Here is a 22,446-nt window from a genome sequence, read left to right on the forward strand (position 1 = left end):
ATGGCCGAAAAACCTATGTCCCCCTTTGGTGAGTTAGCTCCAAGCACACCAGCCTCTCTATCTGATATCAAAAAGAACATTTACGGACGATACCTAGAAGAATTTAATGTAGGTGATATTTATGTCCATCCCCGCCAGTTCACAGTAGACAGAAGTTTTGCTCAAGAATTTGCCACAGTGTTTATGGATGCAAACCCACTTTATCTTTCTGCAGAGTATGCCAAAGCACATGGATTTGCAGACCTACTCGTTCACCCACTCATGGTTTTTAATTTGGCACTTTCGATTGGTGTTCAAAATAACAGTGAGAAGGCGCTTGCCAACCTCGGTTATTATAACGCACAGTTTTTGATGCCAGTATATCCAGGAGACACTCTTTCTTCTCGCACTAAAATTTTAGCAGTCGATGACAAAGGCCCAGAGAAACCGGGAATTGTTCATGTCAGAACCCTTTGCCTCAATCAAAAAAACGAAGTGGTTTTGCAATACGAACGTAAAATCATGATCTACCAATCGAACGGAAAACCAAAAGGAAATCCAAAACCGGGTGATTCATCTGCTTATTTCCCAGAATCAAAAACACCTGCTCTCAAACTTCCTAATTTAAAATTTCCTACAGAGATGAAGGATGTCACCTGGGGACATACTTATTTTGAGAATTTTAAACCAGGTCAAATTTATGTACACCAAAATGGAAGAACCATTACGGATGAACACGTTCAGTGGACTTTCCGTGTAGGAAACACTCATCCTCTTCATTACGACAAATTATATTCTGCTGGAATTTCCGGCCCAATGGGTGGAGAACCTGTCGTTTACGGTGGCCTCGTATTTGGTTGGTTAGCTGGTATGGCTTCACGTGATATTTCAGAAAATGCCATTTGGGAACTTGGATTCACAGAAGGATACCATACACAACCTGCTTTTTCTGGTGATACCGTAACTTGTATTTCTCGCATCCTAACTACAGAAGACAAAGGAACAGAATACGGAATCCCTGCGGGTGAAGTACAAATCCAGTTCATTGGTTTAAAAAATATCAAAGCCAACGATGCATTGGATAAATTCGGTGCTGATCTTTTCCTCAAAGAAAATGATAAAAAGAAATTGGGAAAAGAAAAAATCCCAGAGAAAATCTTCGAAATTGAAAGAAGATTGATCATCAAAAAACAACCATAAGGTGAAAAAATGAAAGTTACCGTCCCCAAAAGAATTCCGGACATGGAAGACATCGGGGACGGTGTCTTCAAAATTATTCTCCCCCAACCATTCTACGCACCTAACAACATTTACCTGTATCCTGGAAACGATGGGCTTACCCTCATTGATTCGGGTTATATTGAATCCATTCCCCTGTTGCAAGCATCCCTAAAAACAAAGGGATTTTCTTTTAAAGACATTCGCCATATCATTTATACGCATAATCATCTAGATCATATCTCTTCTTCTTTGGTTCTAAAGTCCTATGCAAAAAATGTAACCTACTACGGATATCGTTCGATGGCGGATGGAGTCGGGAATTATTTGGAATCGATGATGCTTTTTGAAGAGGCAACAGAAGACCTATTTCATAAAGCATTTGGTGATAAAGAAGAACTCAATCGGATTTTAGAAGAATCACGCAAAGGTTGGCGACAGTTTTTTAGTAAATTTAGAGAAACCAAAAAAGGGGATCCTGTTTTACGGATTGATGTTGCCATCGACCACAACGACAGTTTGGAGTTAGGTGGCAGACTCTTTCGGTTTTTACACACTCCCGGCCATAATTTGTATCATATCACACCTGTAGATCCCTCTACGGGGGTTTATTTTTCAGGAGATCTCATCATTGCGAACCTGACTGCCATTTATTCGGAAATGGATGGAAGTTTGGGGGATTATTATTTCACTTTATCTAAACTGTTGGAAGAACCCATCAAACGTATGTTACCCGCACATGGGAGCGAAATTGAAGATCCAAAAAAGACCATCACTCTTGTGAAAAAAACATTGAGTATACTCGAGAAAGGGGTTCTTCGTCGTCTCAGGGAAGGGGAGTCCGATCTGAAGGTTCTTATGGAAGCGGCTATTGGGAAAAAAGTCCATAATGGCGGCCACCTACCGACAGCTCTTGGGCTTGTGTATAGCATCATACAAAAATTAGTCTTAGAAGGACAGATTCGTATTGAAAAACGCGAGAATGGATACGAGGTCTTTCATATCGTCACTTAACCTACTCATACGCTAATTATTTTTCGGTTTTGAAAAAGAGACTGTTTTGGTTGGACTTGGAATTTGGAAACCATCTTCGAGTGGAACTTCGAACGTGAATTGAAATTCTAAACTAAAATTGATTGTCTATAGTTTCCAAACTTCGATTTGTTTTCCTTTCCAAACAAAGTTCCCATTTTGGTCTTCTAATTGTTTCCTATATACCAAAACTCTAGATTTAGGCCATAAGACCTCATCTGTAAACTCTGGTGCTAATACCACATAACAAAGATTTGCCATCTTACAAATCGACGTTGCGTTCTTAATCTGTTCTATCGGATAGGTTTTTATTTTGTCTGTGACAAAGAAAGATAGGTTGTATTGTGCAAATACAAAAATCTTCTTATTGTTTTCGATGGTATTCAAAGTTGGATGCGGATTCGTTGTTTGCGGAGAGTTTTTTGTTTGGTATTGTATTTGCCCAACAGAACCTGCTGTTTGGATTTTCTGCAGAAATTTTTCAGGTTCCTTGTCTTCTCCGAGAAGAAGGGCATTGGTTTCTTTTAAGTCCGATTGGATTTCTTCTCGGATCTCAGAGTTTGCATAAGGGCTTTCGATTTTAGTATCTAACGGAAAATTGTGATCGAGTGAGTTTTTCCAAAATAGCCAAGTAAGTATCAATAAAGCAAATGAAGTTGAAATCTTTTTCTCTGATTGGATCCATAAAATTCCCGTGTAGAGGACAAAAGGAATCAGCGAATAACTGTAATACGTATAAACCTCATGATGCCAGGGTCTTGTGGAAAATAGATGTGTAGCGTATATCAGTCCGATACCTAAAACTTCCGGTATCATTTGGAAAATCCCAAGCCCTCCACTTACCATTAGCTCCATGAAAATTTGGAATGATTTTTGAAAGCCTGTTACTTGTTTGAATGCAACATGGTATTCCTGTCTTAAAACTTTTGTCCAGGAAATGGATGTGGATGAACCATTAAACATTGGATAAACGAAAAATACAAAACTTAGCCATAAAATTGTGACTATGAAGACTAAAGTATAAGGAGGGAATTTTTGATCCTGGTAAATTTGGTTGTCTTTTTGCGATTTATGAATTTGTTTCTTTAATATTCTATTCTGGTATAAAAATCTGATAAGGACAGGTAAGAAAAAAAGAAGAAGGTAGATCCCAATATCTTCTTTTTGAATCAAATATAAAACGAGTGATAAGGCTAAAATACCATAATGAATCCAACGAATATGAGAAGGGGAGTTCTCTGACTTTGTTCTCAGTTCCCAAGTATAAAAAAAGAAAAACCCAAAAAGAAGAACAAGCACCTCAAAATGAAAACTGGATCCTAGTCGATAAAGATATAGTTGGTTGGTAAGAAGAACCCAAAAGACTATAAATTTGATTCCCAATTCCTTTGGGTTTTTCTTGGTAATTCGATAAGCCCACAACAACCAAAGGATGGTTCCTAGTTGGTACAGAAAAAAAACTCCAACGGCGAGTCCCCATCGGTTCGGAATGAAACTGACAAAGGGAGATAGAATAAACATTCCGGGAGCAAAGTGGTGTGGGAGATAACTTCCTTGTCCCGATTCCGAATAGTAGGCGCTACTAAAACCATCTCCCTTCGCAATGGATAAGAGAATATCTGAGATACCAATATAATCTGCATCTTGGAATAAAAAGGCATCGGCAAATGCTTTTGTTAGGTGAAATGCATGGTAAGTGCTACTCAATAAAAAAACAATACAACTGAGACAAAGTAAGTAGGGAAGGATAGTGATTTGTTTTTCTGATATTACTCCAAAAATTAATGATTCTTCTTTGGATTTTTTTTCCTTCCAATAGTGAGTGATTGTTAGGACAAATAAAAAAAGAAATACCCCCTTTTGAAAGGGGGCATGAAAGTGTTTAGGAGAAATAAAGAGAAAAGGAGAAACTAAGCTGAATAAAAAAAATAAATATACCACTTAACGAATGAAATACAAAACCTTCCTCTCACCGATCCGTTCCCGATTGATTTCTACTCGGTTTCTGTAGTAGTAACCTTTCTCTGGAAATGTTTTAGAGAAAAATTCAAATAAATCCATTTCGAATAACAACATACATTCGGCAACGTCCATAGCACCAATAGACATTGCTTTTTTAGTATCTACCATAACATGACGAGAGTTAATAAAATCCGGTTCGATTTCGTTTGCAATAAGGTCGAAATTTGTTTTGGTGATCGTTCCGCCAACAGACGTTTTTTTCCCTCTGCTTTTTGCCTCGGAAATGATTTTTTTGGCTACCCTTGTGACTTCTTTGTCATCTGGTTTTTTGTCCATGGAAGCACTTAAGTCAGATCTAGCAGCGGTTACTTGCTCTAAAGCTTGGAAAGAAGCAGAATCAAAAATATCCATCAAGTTTCTGTATCCTGTGATGGTTTCCATATTGATCGATTTATTATAAGATTCGTATTCGGATGGTGTGAGGAGGTTTTTCATGGTTTGGATGAAGTTTTTCAGTGCATACTCTGACTCCACCATGGGAGCAGAAATCCCTGAAACTCCAATCCTTTGGCAGATCCGAATATCGTTTCTGGCTTCCGGGCCACCGATTTTGACATAGATTGGCAAAATGCCGGCCGTGATCGTTTTTAATAGGGAGATTTCTTCCTCACCCATATCCTCAGTTTCCGTTCCTGTTTTAATGCAGACAAAAGAGTAACTTTCTTTCATCTCCAGTAAGGTTTTTCGTAAAACGTGGATTGATGTTTCCATAAGCAGAAGATCTCCATGTATGGTATCGTCGATTCCCGAAAATAGTACAAGTCTTTTGCGCTTTTTTTCCCCCTTTCTTGACAGAAAATTCCAATTCCCTAGCTTCGAACCTATGGGATTATTCTCCTCCATCTTCCAATCCAAACCAAAACAAGAATCTAAGGAACCCGCAAAAGAGGGAGCTGCTGCTTCCGGAATTTCTTTTGGGATCATTGTGGTTCTTGTTTTTGCCTTCAAATCATCTATATTAGATGCTAATAATATTCCTTCAGGTTCTATGATCCCCACACTTAAAATCGGGGACTTTTTATTTGTGAATAAAATGCGTTATTCTTTCCGGATGCCCTTTACAGAGAAGGAACTCTTCCGAATTGATGATCCGAAACGTGGTGATATCGTAACTTTTATTCCACCAGCAACAGCCCTTGCCCAAGAAGAATCGAGAACCGGAATTTTTGCCAAACGATTTGTAAAACGGGTCGTTGGACTTCCTGGAGATACCATCCGTATCACAAGAAAGTACATTGATACAAAAGATAGAGGAAGAGTACACTTTGCACTCATTGAGTATAAAGAAGTAGGAGAAGCTGATTTCCAATCCTATGCACCAAAGGAAGTTCCCATTGGAAAAGAACTTTCTGACTTGGACAATCTGGAAGCAACACAAAGGGCACTATTTAAAGAAGTAAAACCTGGATTTGAACATTTTATCCTCGAAGGTTTTGAAGATGATCGCAGAGCTCATATCTTTGAGTATTGTGATTTTTTACATGGATGTGTGATCCCGGAAGGCCAATATATGGTGATGGGTGATAATAGAGATGACTCGCATGATTCACGTGCCTGGGGTTTTGTAAAACGAGAAGATATTTTGGGGAAGGCACTGATCATTTATTTTTCTATTGATTGGAAAGACTCCACTTGTGAATACAAGGATGGGCAGGAGCTTGCGGAAAAAGGACCAGAAATCGCAGAACGATATGAAGGCGACGCGTTAGATAGGCGTTGTCACTATTCTGAAATCTTTTCTTCACATAACACTCGATATAGAGATGACGAGTCTCGGTTTGGATGGATTGAAAGAACCTTAAGGTATCGTTTGTGGAGACTTGGTGTCCGTTGGGACCGGATTGGTCGCATCCTCCAATAAGATGACTGGAGAACCTGAAAAACCATCGGATAAAAAACCAGAGAAGTCATCCATGGCGATGGCTGGTGCCGGATTTGAATTTGTATCTTCCATCGCACTTTTTGTGATGGGAGGATACTACCTAGACGAATATTTAAAAACAGAACCTCTCTGGCTTCTCGTTGGTTTTTTCTTTGGATTTTTTTTAGCTTTTTATTCGCTGATCAAACGGGCCAAAGAAAACGAATAGGCAACTCGTTTTCTTTTTTTCCCTTTGTTAGTTCACCACTAACAAGAAGATCTGATTCAGGAAAATGTTTTCCATCCTCATCCTAATAAATTCTTGACGACACCAGTAAATACAAAAATTCTCGGATGTAATGGCTTTCGAGACAACCAATCAATACGAGATCATGGATTCCATGCCCGTTCTTGGATTGTCTAGCTATGTCCTCTCCACTCTCGTCCTAATCGTCGTCGTAGTCTCCTCATACATACGTAGCTTTCTGTCATAATCTCCCTTCGTTTCCTCGGTCGACAGAAAGCTGAAGTCGACGGGGAAACCAAATCGGGAGGATCTTTATGCGGGAACAAATCACCGTAAGTCAATATATCATACGTTTTTTAGAATCTAAAGGGATTCAGTGGATACCTGGGGTTCCTGGTGGAACCATATTGCCATTGTACGAAAGTTTGGCCGAATCGAGAATTGAGCATGTGTTAGCTCGTCATGAACAAGGTGCCGGATTCATTGCGCAAGGTAGAGCAAGAACTACAGGTGAAGTAAGTGCTGTATTTGTTTCCTCAGGTCCAGGTGTTGCCAATCTCATCACTGCGGTTGCTGATGCCCAAAGAGATTCGATTCCCTTATTGGTTTTTTCTGGACAAGTTCCCTTGGCCTTAATTGGAACCGATGCCTTTCAGGAATTACCCACAGCAAGTATTGTCTCTCCTCTTGTTAAGAAAGTTTATAAGATAGAAGAACCAAACCAAATCATAGAAATCTTGGATGAAGCTTATCATTTATCTGGTTCTGGAAAAATGGGCCCAGTATGGATTGACTTACCAAAAAACATCCAAACCCAAGGGATTGAGATACCAGATGGAAATTTTAATTTAGATTCGCTAAAGAAGGAAGAACTCTTCACGACCAAAAGAAACGAAGAAGAACCAGCTGATGAAAGTTTGAATTTGTTTTTACAAGAAATTAAATCACTTTTGGAAGCTTCTGACTTCCCCTTACTTTACATAGGTGGTGGTGCCAAAAAAGAATATTTGCGTTTGCGAGATTTTGTTTCTAGGTTCCAAATTCCGGCAGTTACTACCCTTATGGGTTTAGGTATTTTTGAAAAAAATGATCCAATGAATTTAGGGATGATGGGTATGCACGGAACAGTCGTTGCTAATGAAGCTTTAGGTGTTTGTGACCTTCTCATTGCGATAGGTGTTCGTTTTGATGATCGGGCCACGGGTGCCATTCAGAAGTTTTGTAACCAAGCGAAAGTCGTTCATATTGATATTGATGCACGTGAAATTGGTAAAAACAAATCAGTCCATTTGAGTTTGCAGAAAGACATTTCTGAAGTTCTTCCCTTTCTGATTGAAGAAGACTTTTGTATTCAAAATACAAAAGCATGGGAACAAATTGACGTATGGAGACAGATTCCAGAACAACATCCGATGAAAAATATACTTTTGGATTTTGCTTCTGTCCTGCCCGAAGGGGATCACTATATTCTTACGGATGTAGGCCAACACCAGATGTGGGTGGCACAGTATTTTCCCTTTGCAAATCCTAAATCTTGGATCACTTCTGGGGGACAGGGGACTATGGGTTTTGGACTTCCTACGGCCATCGGTGTAGCCTTAAGTCAGAGAGAGGCTCATGTGTTTTGTTTTTCAGGTGATGGTTCCATTATGATGAACTTACAAGAGTTATCTACTTTAAAGGAACAGAATCTCAATGTAAAGGTGATCCTGATCAACAATGAACATTTGGGCCTTGTGAAACAACAACAAGATTTGTTTTACGGAAGCAAACATTCTGGTTCCAAATTTCATTTTCATCCCGACTTTTCGTTGTTATGCCAATCGTTTGGAATAGGATATTCGGAATGGGATTGGAGTTTGGGTACAGATGAGCTACAAAGGGTTTTGGAAAAAAAGGGGCCGGCTATGATTGAAGTGAGAATCCCTGCCAGTTGGGGAGTATATCCCTTTGTTCCAGGAGGAAAGTCGAATCAGGAATATGTCCTAGACAAGGTTACAATGTAAAGAGTCCTTCCGAGGGATTTAATTCCCTCGGACACCAAACTATGATTAAACGGCTTTGCTGCCGCGTTCCCCACTACGAATGCGGATCACTTCCTCGAGTGGCATAACAAAGATCTTTCCATCTCCGATTTTACCTTCAGGTCCCGTTTTTGCTGCTTTCAAAATTGCATCCACGGTGGGTTTGACAAACTCATCGTTTACTGCGATTTCTAAACGTACCTTTCGTAAGAGATTCACTTGGTATTCATGACCTCGGAAAACTTCTGTTTTTCCTTTTTGTTGTCCATAACCTTGAACATCACTTACGGTCAAACGATAGATTTCGTTTTTGGTAAGTTCGTTTTTAACTTCTTCCAGTTTGTGTGGTTGGATGATTGCGATGACTAATTTCATATTGATTACCTAATGTCATATCCTTTTTCACCATGGATTTCTTGGTCGAGTCCGGTGATTTCTTTATCTTCTTCAATTCTAAAACCAATTGTTTTTTCGATCACAAGTGCCAGTATGTAAGAAACTACAAAAGAATAAAATCCTGTTGCTGCAACACTTATGACTTGCGCAGTCATTTGGTTTCCTAATGTCATTCCTTCTGCTAACTCTAAAGCAAAGAGTCCAGTGAGAATGGCTCCGAATGCTCCACCAACACCATGGATACCGAAAGCATCCAGTGTATCATCATATTGGATTTTGCCTTTGAGTAAAATGGCCATATAACAAATGGGAGATACCAAAACTCCCATGATCATCGCACCTTGGACACCCACATAACCGGAAGCAGGTGTAATGACTACAAGTCCTGCTACAATCCCAGAAGCAGCACCGAGTGCCGTTGCTTTTTTTGTATGTAACCATTCAATGAGTAACCAACTGGCTCCTGCAGCTGCAGGGGCAATCAGTGTTACCAAAAATGCTCTAGCCGCAAGTCCATTGACAGCAAGTCCTGACCCTGCGTTGAAACCAAACCAACCAAACCACAATAACCCCGATCCAAGTAACGTATAAGTCATGTTATTTGGATGAGTCAATAACCCAACATCACCTTTTCGTTTCCCGATGACAATTGCTGCGGCAAGGCCAGCAATCCCTGAGATCAAATGAACAACAGTTCCCCCTGCAAAATCAAGAGCATTCATTTTTAACAACCAACCGGAATCAGCCCATACCCAATGTGCCACTGGATCATAAACTAACGTTGACCAGACGAGAATGAAAACTACATAGGCGGAAAGTTTAATTCTTTCTGCAATTGCACCCGAGATGAGGGCCGGTGTGATGATGGCAAACATACCTTGAAATAGAAAGTGTACGTAAGTTGGGATAGAACCCTTTACAGAATCGATATCAATCCCATTGAGAAATGCTAAATCAAAATTTCCGATATATGGGTTATCTCCAGAAAAAGCAAAACTATATCCGAAGATCGTCCACTGCAATGTCATTACGATGATGGCAACAAAACTATGCATCATAGTCGAAAGGACATTTTTGGATCGGACAATACCTCCGTAGAACAAGGCAAGTCCTGGGATCATAAAAAACACAAATGCAGACGAAACCAACATCCATGCCGTGTCTGATTTATCGATGGTTGGGGGGGATGGAATTTCCCCTTCTGCGGCTAGGAATCCCGGTAAAAGGAAGAGTAGACATACCAACAAAGGTCGTAAGAGCAATTGTATTTTCATTGTTTGCTCCAAATATCGTTTTTGAAATGAGAAATAAAATTCGTATCATTACGAACGGTTTTCCTCCGAAAGCGAGTAAATTCTTCAAAACTATGAACTTTTTTGTAAAAAAACTGGGGGAGTTGGGAAGGTTGTAGTCAGTTTTGCTTGGTGTGGTAAGGCGAAGGTATTGGGAGGCGGGTTCAGTTCCCCACCCAAATCAGGGCGGGGATATATAGATTCACATCCCGCCCGAGACAAAACCCAAGAATTCTCAAAATTTCAATAAAAAAATTGAACAAAATTAAATTGTGCACAATCTAATGGATAGTTAGGGAGATCAAACATGTCAGATGAATTTTATAATATCAAGGTAAAACGAGGTTCCGAGGAAGTTCCCTTGGAGCAGTTTAAAGATAAAGTGCTTTTGATTGTGAATACGGCTAGTGAGTGCGGCTTCACTCCTCAATACAAAGGCCTTCAAGAGACTTATGATCGTTGGAAAGGAAAAGGTTTAGAAGTACTGGCATTTCCGTGTAATCAGTTCGGACAACAAGAACCAGGAACGGATGCAGAAATCAAATTGTTTTGTGAGAGAACATTTTCTACAACTTTTCCAATCTTTTCTAAACTAGAAGTGAATGGGCCAAACACAGATCCACTCTACTTGCATTTAAAAAAACAAGCACCAGGAATTTTTGGTTCTTTGGATATCAAATGGAATTTTACAAAATTCTTAATTGATAAAAATGGAAACGTTGTTAAACGATACGCTCCCATCACAAAACCAGAAGATATTGAAAAGGATATCGAAAAACTTGTCAAAGGTTAAGAATCCAACAGATGAGGTTCTTCTTTTGAAGAACCAAATTTGTTTTTCTTTGTATTCTTCGATGCACCGATTGATGAAAATCTACCGTCCGCTGCTTGCGGCGGTCGGCCTTACCTACCCACAATACATTGTTATGTTGGTTCTTTGGGAAGAGGAGGAAAGCACAGTCAGTGGGCTTGGGGACCGATTGCAGTTGGATTCTGGTACGTTGACGCCATTACTCAAACGGTTGGAACAAGGTGGGCTTATCCAACGAAAAAGAAACCCCGACGATGAACGTGTTGTGATTGTGTCACTCACAAAAAATGGAAAGCAGTTGCGTGAAAAAGCAAAATCTATACCGGAACAAATTTTTTGTTTGTCGGGAATTGAGGAAAAACAAGCGATTCAATTAAAAGAAATCTTGGATCATTTCGCGTCCACCTAAACAGTAAATTTTATTTCAGACGTTTAGTTAATGCCCTTTATTCTTGACAGTAAAACTTCGATATTAGAATCATTTAACATTATTTAATGTTAGTTTGTCCCTTGGTCTTTAGAGGAGTGGCGTAGTTTATGTGCATATTTAAATCTTCCTTGCCATTTTGTTTTTGTATAATCTTCTTTATTACCTCCTGTAAAAAACCCGCTCTCCGATAATCCATGTGATCCTAACGAATCCAGCTTCCGAAACACCTTATTGGCAAAGTTGGTCACATCCGACTATAGTCAGACTTGTGGTAAGGTCTATTTACCTTCAATACCGAAAGAGATTTTAGAATACTCCATTCCCAGTCTTGGCGTAACAGGAATGATTCGTGGTAACCAAATTGTGATCACTTCGGAAACCATCACTTCAATTGCTTCCTATGTTGCTAACTTTAAGACAAATGGAAGTTCGGTAACGGTCGATGGGACAGAACAAATCAGCGGCGTAACTTCAAATTCTTATGCAGCTCCTTTAAAATACATTGTAACAGGTGTTGATGGTAGTACCAATGAATATATCGTACAAATGGTTGCACCAAGGGTTTTGGGAGCAGGTTCTCTTCGCCTTTGGTTTAAAGCAGACCAACTAACACTCAATAATGGGGATGGAATTGCGACTTGGTCGGATGTTAGTGGTTATGGGAATCATATTTCTCAAGCAAATGCGATCCAAAGGCCAGTGTTTCTAATGAATCAAGTCAATGGCTATCCAGCAGCCGAATTCCGAAGTTCAATAACATCGCGTATGGATTTATCATCTGGGGCGGTTGGGTTGTATTTAACAAATAGTGGAAGTGTTTTTTTTGTGATGAGATTAATTGATACGATTACCGGTGGAATCACTTTATTAAACTTACATGGTGGTCAAGGAAGAGAGATTTCCATCAATCATCCTATTTCGCAATACCTTGTATGTAGAAATGGCGCAAGCTGTGCCATTATATCAGCTTTACCTATCTCCAAAGCAGAATTTCTTGCTGTGGGCTCAGTCCAAGTCTTAATGACAACGGCTCGAGAGTATTGGAATGGTAGTTTGAAAGGTCAAGTTCCCGTATCGTACGATTATTCGGGTGGGCTCAATACCCAATTCTCTTTATTTAGGGAATGGAAATTTAGGCGCAGATTTAGCCGAGGTTTTGTATTTTAATACGGACCTTTCTGAAGCGGATGTTCAGAAATTATATTTTTATCTCAACACGAAGTATGCGCTTTCGCCTATTTAGAAAGTGAGAGCATAATCCTTCTCGTCCGACTTCTAGCAAAAAAATGAACTTTCTAAGATAAAAAATTTGCGCATCACAAATTCGTCTTCACATACCAGCAAACGTGTGATATATGGAAGCCATTGGGTGGCGGGTGGATTACCCCACCCAGTTCGATAAGGGCGGGGAACTATACCATCCTATCCCTCTCCGCAACGCAATCCTACTTGCCCGCATTTCCCCTTCCAGTAAACTGCAACCAATGGATCTAAATACCATCAATCTAAAACGATTCCATTTGCATTACTTTACATATTTAACCGTTATATTCATTCTAAGTCTTCCACTAACTGCCGGTTTGGTGGAAGATGGATATCGTGTGATCTTCTATATCGGTGGAGCTATGTCCTTTGCCATCCAAATGGCGATCTTACAACTACGCTTCCTTCCGAGAAAAATCCCTGCTTTGTCAGAGTCTGGCTTCCCCTTTTTCACAGTATTCCTCTCCTTTTTTCTAAATCTTGGCATTTTGACTGCTTTGCAGGTCCTAGAGTACCCTTTTGAGGCAACTTCTGGATTTTTAATTGCCTATTTCGTCCACCTTCTTTTCCTTGTATTTGCGAGCTATTTCAGTGGAAAATAAGTCTAAATATCGGTTTTTTTTATCATTTTTATTAGTTTTTTCCCTTAGTTTTACGAATGTTTTTGCGAACGATTCGGAAGGGCACGGCTCTGAAGAGGGCTTCGATTTCAGTGAAGTCATGGCGCACGACTTAGGTGATGCTCCCATTTTCCCACTGAACTTTGGTGGCACCATCGTGACAGAAGGGCAACCTGGATTCGACGCAGAAAACCACGATGTTTTCGTAAACCATGACGGAGTGAAGTATCACTACGTAGGTGGACTTGACCTCCACATTACCAAACGAGTGACCATGATGTGGATTGCTTGTTTCTTTATGTTCATCATCTTTATCCCTGCAGCCAATTTGATTTCTCGGAATCCAAAGAAAGTTCATAACAAATTCACTTCTGGTGTAGAGGCCTTCATTTCTTATCTAAAAGAAAATGTTGTGGATGCATCTCTTGATCATCACGGACATTCTTATTATCACTACATCTTCTCTTTGTTTTTCTTTATTCTTTTCTGTAACCTTTTTGGTCTCATCCCATCAGTGGGGGAACTCTCGGTTGCTGCATCCGATGCACTTGTTGCTGTTGGTTTGTATGAACACACTCCTCACTCACTTCATACCTTTGGAGAAATTTGGTCAGGGATCACACCAACAGGGGACATCAGTGTCACTCTTTCACTCGCATCCATTACATTACTTACTATTTATGGAACAGCATTTTCTTACCAAGGTATTTCCTTCGTGGCACATGCAGTTCCTAAGGGAGTTCCACTTCCACTCTGGCCACTCATGTGGGTACTCGAGTTTGTAGTCACTCATGTTGCGCGTTCTTTTGCGTTAACCATGAGGTTACTTGCCAACATGACTGCGGGACACGTTATGATCCTTGCGTTACTTGGTTTTATATTTATGAGCGAAAGTTGGTTTATTGCACCAGTGTCTGTACTCAGTTCGGTGCTAATTTACTTTTTAGAACTACTTGTAGCCTTTTTACAAGCGTTCATTTTCTCACTGCTCACGTCCGTGTTCATCGGAACTGTGATGCATAGACATTAACATTGGTTTTATTTATATTATAAAACACACAGGAGTGAAACGAAAACAATGGAATTCGGTTTAGGATACATCGCAGTAGGACTCGCAGCAGGACTTGCATTACTTGGTGCAGGAATCGGTATTGGTAGAATTGGTGGATCAGTGGCAGAAAGCATTAGCCGCCAACCAGAAGCAGCGGGAAAGATCCAACTCGTTCTTTACGTAGCAGCAGGTATGATTGAAGGGGCAGCACTTTTCGCAGTGGTAATCGCTCTTCTTATCGCGCTCAAACTCAATGGCTCAATTGATAAAACAATTGGTGCTGGTGCCACTAAAGTAGAACAAGGACAATAGTCTTGGTACTCCTCGCGGCTTCCGGCTTCAATTTGCTGAAAGTCAATCCGGGTCTGGTCATCTGGACCCTGGTCACTTTCTCAGTTGTTGTCTTCGTTCTTAAAAAATTTGCATGGGACAAGATCCTTCATGCTCTCGAAGAACGTGCTTCCGGCATCCAAGGCGATATCAACAAAGCAGAAACCCTTCGTGTAGAAGCAGAAAAGTCTTTAAAAGAATACAAAGACCAACTCTTCAAAGCAACGGAAGAAGCGCATAAAATTGTAGATGAAGCTAAAAAGGATGCAGTTGCTCTCCGCACAAAGTTGACGGATGAAGCACACAACGAAGTAAAAGGCATTAAAGACAGCGCAATTCGAGAAATCGAACTAGCGAAAGGCAGAGCCTTATCTGAAATGCAAAACCAAATTGTGGAAATGTCCGTTCTCATCGCGAGTGAGATCTTGGAGAAACAATTAAAGAAGGAAGACTATGCTTCCTTTGTCGAAAAAGAGATCGCAAAACTCGATAAACTTAAAATCAAATGAGTCTGAACCAAATTTCAAAGGTTTACGCAACGGCACTTTTGGAGTTAGCTCAAGAAACTAACTCACTTGAGTCAACGGAAGAGGAACTTTCAACGCTTGTTGATATTTTCTTTTCCGATGAATCAATCCGCCATTATTTCCTTTCTCCGTTAGTTGATCCTTCCGAGAAAGTACGAACTGCTGAAAAGTCAGTTCAAGGGAAGGCATCGGAAATCGTTGCCAACTTCATTACACTTGTGGTTCGTAAGAATCGATTTCTATACCTCAAGGATATTTTGGAAGATTATAGAACAGGGGTGGACCGACTTAAAAATCGCAGTTCTCTTCGCATTATTTCCAAAGATACTCTTAGCAAAGAAGCTGTAGATCGAATCACCAAGTCTGTCTCTTCCAAGTTCGGACGCGAAGTTCGTGTCACAGAACATACGGATCTTAACCTTATCGGTGGATTCAAAATCTATATAGACGACTTTTTAATCGACGCCTCGATCCGTGCAAAACTTGCAGGAACCCGCGAGGCTCTCCTCCAAAAGAAAATCCCAGTCGGAGCATTTGAATGAAAATTAAAACAGACGAAGTAACGTCGGTACTAAAACAAGAAATTAAAAACTTCAAAAAAGACCTTCAAGTTGAAGAAGTCGGAACAGTTCTCGAAGTAGGGGACGGGATTGCGAGAGTTTACGGACTCACTAACGTAATGTCAGGAGAGCTTGTTGAATTCCAAAACGGAGTTCGAGGACAAGCCTTCAACTTAGAAGAAAACTCCGTAGGGGTAGTCATCTTCGGTGATTATATTAAAATTGAAGAAGGTTTTTCCGTTAAACGTGTGGGAAGAATCTTCGAAGTTCCGGTAGGACCGGAGCTCCTTGGTCGAGTGCTAAACCCTCTTGGGGAAGTGATCGACGGAAAAGGCCCCTTAAACGCAAAAAAAACAAGACCTGTTGAGTCACCAGCTCCAGGAATTGCGATGAGAAAGTCCGTTCATGAACCAATGCAAACAGGTATCAAAGCAATCGATGCAATGATCCCAATTGGTCGTGGTCAAAGAGAACTTATCATTGGAGACCGCGGAACAGGAAAAACTTCCATCGCGATCGATACCATTATCAATCAAAAAGGGAAAGGTGTGATCTGCGTTTATGTAGCGATTGGACAAAAAGCATCTACTGTTGCTTCCACCATCGAAATGTTACGTGAAAAAGGTGCTCTTGAGTATACCATCATTGTATCAGCAAACGCATCTGAACCTGCTCCCATGTTATTCATTGCACCATACTCTGGTGCCACTATGGCTGAATACTTTATGTATGAAGAAGGAAAAGCAACACTCGTTGTGTATGATGACCTTTCGAAACAAGCAGTCGCATACCGCCAAATGTGCCTTTTACTTCGCCGCCCACCAGGTCGTGAAGCATATCCTGGGGATGTATTTTACCTTCACTCTCGCCTTCTCGAAAGAGCAGCGAAACTCGATGATAAATTTGGTGGTGGGTCAATGACAGCACTTCCCATCATCGAAACACAAGAGGGGGAAGTATCTGCATACATTCCTACTAACGTAATCTCCATCACAGATGGACAGATTTACCTTCAGTCCAACCTTTTTGCATCCGGCCTTCGCCCAGCGGTGGACGTGGGAATTTCTGTATCTCGGGTAGGATCGGCAGCGCAAATCAAAGCAATGAAAAAAGTTGCAGGAACTCTCAAGTCTGATTTGGCACAGTTTCGCGATTTGGAAGCGTTTGCACAGTTAGGAACAGAACTTGATCCAGTAACACAAGCGCAGTTGGATCGTGGTTACCGAGTTCTTGAAATTCTAAAACAACCGAATAACTCGCCAACTCCAGTAGAAGAACAAGTAATCTCTATTTTTGCGGTTTCCAAAGGTTTTATGGATACGATTCCTACGGCAAAGGTTCGTGAATTCGAAACTTTTCTCTTAAGAACAATGAGAGAACAACACCCAGAAATTTTAGAAGAAATCAGAACTGCGAAAGAAGTAAAACAAGAAGCAGCTCTGCAAAAAACAATCAAATCGATTGTTGAACATTTTCTGACAAAGAATAATTAAGGGGAAAGATCTTGGCGACACCGCGTGAGATAAAAAAGAGGATTACCTCGGTTAAAAACACGAGAAAAATCACTCGAACCATGGAGATGGTCTCCACGGCAAAGGCAAAAAAAGCGACTAACAAAGTCAATGCGGCGAAACCATACGCCGACTTAACTCGCCAGTTGGTTTCTTCTTTGTCTAGCCTGGCTTCTATCATCCACAGCCCTTACTTAAGGAAGCCGGACAAAATCCGAAAAGTTGCTATCCTTGCAATTGCCGCTAACCGTGGGTTATGTGGTGGTTTTAACTCCAATCTTCTTCGTATGGTGAAAAACCGCATCGAAGAGTTGAAGTCCAAAGGTGTGGAAGTAGAAGTTCATGCTGCTGGAAAAAAAGCTATTGCCTTCTTCAAATTTGCGAAGATCGAATTGGTAACAACACATACCAATATCGATGATAAAGCGGGAAGTAAAGAAGCGAATGAACTTGCTTCTTATTTTATGGAACGTTTTGCAAATGAGTCAGTGGATTCTGTCGAAATTATCTCCACTCACTATTATTCTGCCGCCAATCAAAAACCTGAGATTACCACTGTTCTTCCTCTAAAAATGGAAGAAACGGGATCAAAAGGTTCTACGGGGCCAGAAGTATTGTATGAGCCAGATCCAAAAACAATTTTGGAAAACCTTCTTCCTATGGTGATCAAAACTACTTTTGTTAAGATCATTTTGGAGTCGGTAGCATCCGAACACATTGCACGTAGAGTGGCTATGAAGGCGGCAACAGATGCAGCCGGTGAGATGATCAAACTTCTTACTCGCGGTTACAACCGAGTTCGTCAGGCAAAAATTACGCAGGAAATTTCAGAAATCGTAGGGGGAGCGGAAGCCATCTCCTAACAAAAGGTCTTTCGGAGTATATATGAATAAAGGTAAAATTAAACAAATCATCGGTTCGGTATTGGACATCAGTTTTGATTCCGGGAATATGCCTGAAATCTACAATGCCGTAGAGATTCAATCTAAAGTAAACGGCAAAGATGTTACGATTACTGCCGAAGTGCAACAGCACATCGGAGACAACACAGTTCGTGCCATCTCCCTTCAATCCACAGACGGATTAAAAAGAGGACTCGAAGTAATTGATACAGGAATACCAATCTCTGTTCCAGTAGGAATTAAAACCCTTGGACGTATTTTTAATGTGCTCGGTGAAGTGATCGATGAGTTAGGTGATCTACCAAAAGACGTAAAAAGAATGCCAATCCATAGAAACGCACCTTCTTATGATGAAATTAAACCTAAAACTGAGATCTTTGAAACAGGGATCAAGGTCATCGACTTACTCGCTCCTTATATCAAAGGGGGAAAAACAGGTCTCTTCGGTGGTGCCGGAGTAGGGAAAACCGTTCTTATCCAAGAGCTTATCAACAACATCGCAAAACAACATGGTGGTTACTCTGTGTTCGCAGGTGTAGGTGAAAGAACTCGTGAAGGAAATGACCTTTGGAATGAAATGAAGGAATCGGGAGTTATCGACAAAACAGTTCTTTGTTTTGGCCAGATGAACGAACCTCCTGGTGCTCGTCTTCGTATTGCACTTTCAGCACTCACTATGGCAGAAAACTTCCGTGATGAGTCTGGTTCTGATATCTTACTTTTCGTAGATAACATCTTCCGTTTTTCACAAGCGGGATCTGAAGTATCGGCCCTTCTCGGTCGTATGCCTTCTGCGGTGGGTTACCAACCAACTCTATCAACAGAAATGGGTGGATTACAAGAAAGGATTACGTCAACCGTTCGCGGATCCATCACTTCGGTGCAAGCGATCTACGTTCCTGCCGATGACTTAACTGACCCGGCACCGGCGACTGCGTTTGCTCACTTAGATGCAACAACAACTCTATCTCGTGCGATCTCAGAAAAAGGAATTTATCCTGCGGTAGACCCACTAGATTCTACATCACGCATCATGAACCCACAAATCGTGGGAGACGAACATTACAACACTGCGCGTGAAGTACAAAGAATCCTTCAAAGATACAAAGACCTTCAAGATATCATTGCGATTCTTGGTATGGACGAACTTTCTGAAGACGACAAAATCCTTGTGTCTCGTGCTCGTCGTTTAGAGAAGTTCCTCTCTCAACCGTTCCACGTAGCAGAGCAGTTTACTGGTCGACCTGGGAAGTATGTGAAATTGGAAGACACCATCCGTTCCTTCAAAGGAATCATTGAAGGAAAATATGACACACTTCCTGAGCAAGCGTTCTACATGGTCGGATCGATTGACGAAGTAATCGAAGCGGCAAAACAACTCAAAGGTTAATCAGGATGAGTAAAGAACTGACTTTAACAGTCATCTCTCCTGACAAAATCCTTTACCAAGGTAAGGCAGAGTCTGTGATTCTGCCTGGTTCTGTGGGTTATTTTGGAATTTTACCGGGACACGCCACGCTTGTGTCCCAGTTGGACTTTGGGCTCATCAAATTGCATACTTCTGGAAAAGAGTTCCGAATTGCGATCGATGGGGGATTCTGCGAAGTGAGAAATGACCAAATCCGCGTCCTTACCGAAGGTGGGGATTCTGAGGATGATTTGTCTCATGACCACGCAGTGGAACTCCTTGAGGAAGCAGAAGCGCTTCCGGTCTCCAAAGACAAAGAAATTCTCCTAAAGAAAGCAAAAGTTCGCATTTTACTGCACGAACGTTAATTTTTTTCCCCCCTTCTTGCCGAAAATATACCAGAGGGGGATTTCCTTTGGCTGTAAATTGGATTCGACGTTTTGTATTGGTATCGATACTATTTGCCGGATTCTATTACTTAAAGGAAAACCCTGATTTGCGAAAAAGAATCTATTCTGAAGAACCGATTCGTGTTAAAATTGAGGGGCCAGTATTGAATCCCGGATTTTATTCATTGGATGCGGGTTCAAATGGAAAAGATTTGATTGAAATGGCGGGTGGATATTTACCTGGAGCGCAAATCAAAACGGAGGACAGTATCTTGGAACAGCCGTTAGAGGATGGCCAGGTACTAAATTTGGGAAAACGGTAATCGAGGCGAATGGCGGATCAAGAAAAGAATAAAAACGAAGATCTAGAAAACATCGAACCTGTACTCGATGAAGACTCGTTTTCCCTGGATTTGGATGATTTTGATATGGGCGATGATGATATGGATGTATCGCCAGGGATTGAAGCCCCAAACCTAGAAGATATCTCTGCTTTTGATGATGAAGATGATTCCATTTCGGATATGGTTGCCTCCTCCGATACCTATGATGATTTATTAGATATAGATTTAGATTCTGACCTTAACTTACTTGGGGAAGAAGACCCCATTTTACATGATGAAGACATTCATGCAGATTTTTCTGATTACGAAGAAGAATCAGAAAAAGAACAAAACAAAACTCCTAAGAAAACCAAACAATCTTATAACAACGCTAACGATACTGATGAAGATGATCTTGAACTCGAATTCGATGATGATTTGATAGATCTTGATAAAGAAATCGAATCGATACTCAACGGTGAAGATGGAATCTTAACTTCTAAAAAATCAAAACAAGATTCGGAAGAAGAAGAGGAAGGTCCTATCTCTCTTTCTTTGGAAGAACTCGAAAACATAACGGGTGATTTAGAAGAAGAAGACCATTCAGGAGAATCAGAACGTTCTCACTTTGACGAAGAGGAACATGCTCTTATCGATGAGGATTCCGATCTTGATTTAGATTTGGATGATTCCGAAATTGATACAAACCTTTCCTTCGATGAAGAAGGAAAACCTCAATTTGATTTAACAGATCATGATGCAGAAGATTCTTTTATACCTAAAGATGATTTAGGACCTGGGACAGCGGAAGAAGACACTAGTTTTAAACCTCTAGTGGATCCTGAAGAAGAAGAACTTTTTGGCAAAACCAAAGAAGACGAAAACCTAACACTTTCTGATGAAGAACTTGGGAGTATTCTCGGTGCTGGTGGCGAAGCCAGTTTAGAAGAAACACTTGGTTCTGAAGAAGAATTTTTAACTTCTGATGATGAATCTGACCTTCCTAATTTTTCTGATGATGAAGATAGTTCTTTTGATTTGTTAGGTGGTGATCTAGAGCTGCCAGAAGAAGAACCTTCGAATGAAGAAGAGGATGAAGGTCCTCTCACTCTATCTTTAGAAGAATTGGAAAATATCTCTGGTGGAGCAATCGAAGAAGACTTTGAAGAACCAACTGCTGATATCTTAAATGAGGAATTGGAAGACGAATCCATTACCTTAAGCCCTGACGAACTTGGTAATATCATTGCAGGCGATCCAATTGAAGAATCTGACGATTCCGATATGGAAGAAACTCACGAACTAGAAACAGATCTCGGTGATGACTTTGGTTTTGATTTGGGGGAACCTGAATCGGATTTGGAAGAATCGGAAAGTTCTGAAGAAGGCCTCGAAGGTCAATTGGAAGGCTTTGAATCTTCGGAAGAAGAAGACGAAGGTCCTATTGCCCTTTCCATGGAAGAATTAGAATCCATAGCCTCAGATGCGGAAGAAAGCTCCGAAGAAGAATTGGTGGATAGTTTTGATCGTGCTCCACTCCCTTACGAAGAGGAACTGACTCCTAAATCGGACGTACTAGCGGAAGAGGAAGAAGGTGAATCCATTGCCTTGTCAATGGAAGAGCTAGAAAACATCACTGCTTCTGAAGAAGAGGAGATGGAACAAGAAGATGTTACTCTTTCTCCTGAAAGCCTTGATGAAATTTTAGGTGAGGAACTTCCGGGTGAAGGTTTAGAAGATATTGCTGATCTTCCTATTGAAGAAGAGTTTTCTTTATCGGAACAAATCGGTGATGAAGAACCATCCGATTTTGATTTAAATTCTATCGATGAACAAAACTTAGTAGAACATGAAGATGAGATGGATTTCGGAGATTTGACTTCCGACTCCACAGTTGATGATAGTTTTGATTTAACAGTAAATGAACCTAAAGATACAAGAGTCCCGACCTTAGCATCTGATGACTCAGAAGAATTTGAAGTCGATTTGGATGAATACGCAATGGAAGGAAAACTCTCTCCATTGGAAGAACTTCGTAAATCAGATATATCTGCTCCAGATTCAAAACAATCGTCAACCGAAGTGTCTGCGGATGTTGGTGAAGAAAATCTATCAGTCGGCGAACGCAAAAAAGTTTTGGGTTATTTAGATAACCTCCTCGGAAACCTTCCTGATGATGTGATTCAGGAGTTTTCAAAATCTCAATATTTCGAATTATACAAAAAAATGATGAAAGAATTGGAGTTATAA

General features: G+C 40.6%; 23 protein-coding genes. 19 read left to right on the forward strand and 4 right to left on the reverse strand.

Annotated elements, in window-relative coordinates:
* Complete coding sequence (locus LEP1GSC199_RS12975) at positions 1 to 1,179, forward strand: MaoC family dehydratase (RefSeq protein WP_002984144.1); 1,179 nt, start codon at positions 1 to 3, stop codon at positions 1,177 to 1,179.
* A gap of 9 nt (positions 1,180 to 1,188) precedes the next feature.
* Entirely contained in the window at positions 1,189 to 2,211 is a 1,023-nt protein-coding gene (locus LEP1GSC199_RS12980; RefSeq protein WP_002984054.1) for an MBL fold metallo-hydrolase, read from the forward strand.
* 126 nt (positions 2,212 to 2,337) lie between these two features.
* Here LEP1GSC199_RS12980 and LEP1GSC199_RS12985 read toward each other — a convergent pair whose 3' ends face one another.
* Together LEP1GSC199_RS12985 and LEP1GSC199_RS12990 are read right to left on the reverse strand one after the other, a co-directional pair.
* Positions 2,338 to 4,170 (reverse strand): DUF2079 domain-containing protein, encoded by a 1,833-nt coding sequence (locus LEP1GSC199_RS12985; protein ID WP_002984255.1) that lies wholly within the window; start codon positions 4,168 to 4,170, stop codon positions 2,338 to 2,340.
* Complete coding sequence (locus tag LEP1GSC199_RS12990) at positions 4,171 to 4,962, reverse strand: hypothetical protein (protein ID WP_002984365.1); 792 nt, start codon at positions 4,960 to 4,962, stop codon at positions 4,171 to 4,173.
* A gap of 112 nt (positions 4,963 to 5,074) precedes the next feature.
* Here LEP1GSC199_RS12990 and lepB point away from each other — a divergent pair, with 112 nt between their 5' ends.
* The 3 genes from lepB (at position 5,075) to ilvB (ending at position 8,365) form a co-directional block, all read left to right on the forward strand.
* Positions 5,075 to 6,112 (forward strand): signal peptidase I, encoded by a 1,038-nt coding sequence (gene lepB / locus LEP1GSC199_RS12995; RefSeq protein WP_039926803.1) that lies wholly within the window; start codon positions 5,075 to 5,077, stop codon positions 6,110 to 6,112.
* The gene (locus tag LEP1GSC199_RS13000; RefSeq protein ID WP_232420776.1) at positions 6,093 to 6,341 is read left to right on the forward strand and encodes an AtpZ/AtpI family protein; all 249 of its coding nucleotides are present in this window, start codon (positions 6,093 to 6,095) and stop codon (positions 6,339 to 6,341) included. Before lepB ends, LEP1GSC199_RS13000 begins: the two co-directional genes overlap by 20 nt.
* 332 nt (positions 6,342 to 6,673) lie before the next feature.
* A complete protein-coding gene (gene ilvB / locus LEP1GSC199_RS13005; protein WP_002984367.1) occupies positions 6,674 to 8,365 on the forward strand; it encodes a biosynthetic-type acetolactate synthase large subunit in 1,692 nt (563 codons plus the stop codon).
* A gap of 45 nt (positions 8,366 to 8,410) precedes the next feature.
* On the opposite strand, the gene LEP1GSC199_RS13010 is transcribed toward ilvB, so the two are convergent.
* Together LEP1GSC199_RS13010 and LEP1GSC199_RS13015 are read right to left on the reverse strand one after the other, a co-directional pair.
* Positions 8,411 to 8,758, reverse strand: coding sequence for a P-II family nitrogen regulator (locus tag LEP1GSC199_RS13010; RefSeq protein WP_002984273.1), 348 nt, complete (start codon positions 8,756 to 8,758; stop codon positions 8,411 to 8,413).
* Positions 8,759 to 8,763: 5 nt separating this feature from the next.
* Positions 8,764 to 10,053 carry an ammonium transporter gene (locus tag LEP1GSC199_RS13015; protein ID WP_039926804.1) on the reverse strand — a complete coding sequence of 430 codons (1,290 nt, stop codon included), beginning with the start codon at positions 10,051 to 10,053 and terminating at the stop codon, positions 8,764 to 8,766.
* Between the two features lie 325 nt (positions 10,054 to 10,378).
* On the opposite strand from LEP1GSC199_RS13015, the gene LEP1GSC199_RS13020 reads away from it, so the two are divergent.
* The 14 genes from LEP1GSC199_RS13020 (at position 10,379) to LEP1GSC199_RS13085 (ending at position 22,446) form a co-directional block, all read left to right on the forward strand.
* On the forward strand, positions 10,379 to 10,864 hold the full coding sequence (locus tag LEP1GSC199_RS13020) for a glutathione peroxidase (protein ID WP_002984166.1): 486 nt from the start codon (positions 10,379 to 10,381) through the stop codon (positions 10,862 to 10,864).
* Positions 10,851 to 11,291: a MarR family winged helix-turn-helix transcriptional regulator gene (locus LEP1GSC199_RS13025; RefSeq protein ID WP_002984349.1), complete on the forward strand. Its 441-nt coding sequence runs from the start codon at positions 10,851 to 10,853 to the stop codon at positions 11,289 to 11,291. Before LEP1GSC199_RS13020 ends, LEP1GSC199_RS13025 begins: the two co-directional genes overlap by 14 nt.
* 252 nt (positions 11,292 to 11,543) lie before the next feature.
* On the forward strand, positions 11,544 to 12,479 hold the full coding sequence (locus tag LEP1GSC199_RS13030) for a DUF5018 domain-containing protein (RefSeq protein ID WP_002984329.1): 936 nt from the start codon (positions 11,544 to 11,546) through the stop codon (positions 12,477 to 12,479).
* A 188-nt stretch (positions 12,480 to 12,667) separates the two neighbouring features.
* Positions 12,668 to 13,177 carry a hypothetical protein gene (locus LEP1GSC199_RS13035; protein ID WP_002984108.1) on the forward strand — a complete coding sequence of 170 codons (510 nt, stop codon included), beginning with the start codon at positions 12,668 to 12,670 and terminating at the stop codon, positions 13,175 to 13,177.
* Positions 13,146 to 14,225 carry a F0F1 ATP synthase subunit A gene (gene atpB, locus LEP1GSC199_RS13040; protein ID WP_415857909.1) on the forward strand — a complete coding sequence of 360 codons (1,080 nt, stop codon included), beginning with the start codon at positions 13,146 to 13,148 and terminating at the stop codon, positions 14,223 to 14,225. Before LEP1GSC199_RS13035 ends, atpB begins: the two co-directional genes overlap by 32 nt.
* Before the next feature lie 48 nt (positions 14,226 to 14,273).
* Positions 14,274 to 14,558: an ATP synthase F0 subunit C gene (gene atpE / locus LEP1GSC199_RS13045; RefSeq protein WP_002975055.1), complete on the forward strand. Its 285-nt coding sequence runs from the start codon at positions 14,274 to 14,276 to the stop codon at positions 14,556 to 14,558.
* A gap of 2 nt (positions 14,559 to 14,560) precedes the next feature.
* A complete protein-coding gene (locus LEP1GSC199_RS13050; protein WP_002984258.1) occupies positions 14,561 to 15,085 on the forward strand; it encodes a F0F1 ATP synthase subunit B in 525 nt (174 codons plus the stop codon).
* Complete coding sequence (atpH, locus tag LEP1GSC199_RS13055) at positions 15,082 to 15,645, forward strand: ATP synthase F1 subunit delta (RefSeq protein ID WP_002984096.1); 564 nt, start codon at positions 15,082 to 15,084, stop codon at positions 15,643 to 15,645. Before LEP1GSC199_RS13050 ends, atpH begins: the two co-directional genes overlap by 4 nt.
* Positions 15,642 to 17,156 (forward strand): F0F1 ATP synthase subunit alpha, encoded by a 1,515-nt coding sequence (gene atpA / locus LEP1GSC199_RS13060; RefSeq protein ID WP_002984190.1) that lies wholly within the window; start codon positions 15,642 to 15,644, stop codon positions 17,154 to 17,156. The genes atpH and atpA overlap by 4 nt, the downstream gene beginning before the upstream one ends.
* Positions 17,157 to 17,167: 11 nt before the next feature.
* Positions 17,168 to 18,037, forward strand: coding sequence for an ATP synthase F1 subunit gamma (gene atpG / locus LEP1GSC199_RS13065; protein WP_002984242.1), 870 nt, complete (start codon positions 17,168 to 17,170; stop codon positions 18,035 to 18,037).
* A gap of 22 nt (positions 18,038 to 18,059) precedes the next feature.
* Entirely contained in the window at positions 18,060 to 19,466 is a 1,407-nt protein-coding gene (gene atpD, locus LEP1GSC199_RS13070; protein ID WP_002984209.1) for a F0F1 ATP synthase subunit beta, read from the forward strand.
* Between the two features lie 5 nt (positions 19,467 to 19,471).
* The gene (gene atpC / locus LEP1GSC199_RS13075; RefSeq protein WP_002984269.1) at positions 19,472 to 19,852 is read left to right on the forward strand and encodes an ATP synthase F1 subunit epsilon; all 381 of its coding nucleotides are present in this window, start codon (positions 19,472 to 19,474) and stop codon (positions 19,850 to 19,852) included.
* 47 nt (positions 19,853 to 19,899) lie between these two features.
* Positions 19,900 to 20,196 carry an SLBB domain protein gene (locus tag LEP1GSC199_RS13080; RefSeq protein ID WP_002984239.1) on the forward strand — a complete coding sequence of 99 codons (297 nt, stop codon included), beginning with the start codon at positions 19,900 to 19,902 and terminating at the stop codon, positions 20,194 to 20,196.
* A 9-nt stretch (positions 20,197 to 20,205) separates the two neighbouring features.
* Positions 20,206 to 22,446 (forward strand): hypothetical protein, encoded by a 2,241-nt coding sequence (locus LEP1GSC199_RS13085; RefSeq protein WP_002984177.1) that lies wholly within the window; start codon positions 20,206 to 20,208, stop codon positions 22,444 to 22,446.

The sequence above is a fragment of the Leptospira vanthielii serovar Holland str. Waz Holland = ATCC 700522 genome, assembly GCF_000332455.1.
Lineage (GTDB): Bacteria > Spirochaetota > Leptospiria > Leptospirales > Leptospiraceae > Leptospira_A > Leptospira_A vanthielii.

What these genes read in the sequence shown, in the direction of transcription:
- LEP1GSC199_RS12975 (WP_002984144.1), top strand. Translation starts at nt 1, where the DNA reads ATGGCCGAAAAACCTATGTCCCCCTTTGGTGAGTTAGCTCCAAGCACA.
- LEP1GSC199_RS12980 (WP_002984054.1), top strand. Translation starts at nt 1,189, where the DNA reads ATGAAAGTTACCGTCCCCAAAAGAATTCCGGACATGGAAGACATCGGG.
- LEP1GSC199_RS12990 (WP_002984365.1), bottom strand. Translation starts at nt 4,962, where the DNA reads ATGGAAACATCAATCCACGTTTTACGAAAAACCTTACTGGAGATGAAA.
- lepB (WP_039926803.1), top strand. Translation starts at nt 5,075, where the DNA reads ATGGGATTATTCTCCTCCATCTTCCAATCCAAACCAAAACAAGAATCT.
- ilvB (WP_002984367.1), top strand. Translation starts at nt 6,674, where the DNA reads ATGCGGGAACAAATCACCGTAAGTCAATATATCATACGTTTTTTAGAA.
- LEP1GSC199_RS13010 (WP_002984273.1), bottom strand. Translation starts at nt 8,758, where the DNA reads ATGAAATTAGTCATCGCAATCATCCAACCACACAAACTGGAAGAAGTT.
- LEP1GSC199_RS13015 (WP_039926804.1), bottom strand. Translation starts at nt 10,053, where the DNA reads ATGAAAATACAATTGCTCTTACGACCTTTGTTGGTATGTCTACTCTTC.
- LEP1GSC199_RS13020 (WP_002984166.1), top strand. Translation starts at nt 10,379, where the DNA reads ATGTCAGATGAATTTTATAATATCAAGGTAAAACGAGGTTCCGAGGAA.
- LEP1GSC199_RS13035 (WP_002984108.1), top strand. Translation starts at nt 12,668, where the DNA reads ATGGAAGCCATTGGGTGGCGGGTGGATTACCCCACCCAGTTCGATAAG.
- atpE (WP_002975055.1), top strand. Translation starts at nt 14,274, where the DNA reads ATGGAATTCGGTTTAGGATACATCGCAGTAGGACTCGCAGCAGGACTT.
- atpH (WP_002984096.1), top strand. Translation starts at nt 15,082, where the DNA reads ATGAGTCTGAACCAAATTTCAAAGGTTTACGCAACGGCACTTTTGGAG.
- atpA (WP_002984190.1), top strand. Translation starts at nt 15,642, where the DNA reads ATGAAAATTAAAACAGACGAAGTAACGTCGGTACTAAAACAAGAAATT.
- atpD (WP_002984209.1), top strand. Translation starts at nt 18,060, where the DNA reads ATGAATAAAGGTAAAATTAAACAAATCATCGGTTCGGTATTGGACATC.
- atpC (WP_002984269.1), top strand. Translation starts at nt 19,472, where the DNA reads ATGAGTAAAGAACTGACTTTAACAGTCATCTCTCCTGACAAAATCCTT.
- LEP1GSC199_RS13085 (WP_002984177.1), top strand. Translation starts at nt 20,206, where the DNA reads ATGGCGGATCAAGAAAAGAATAAAAACGAAGATCTAGAAAACATCGAA.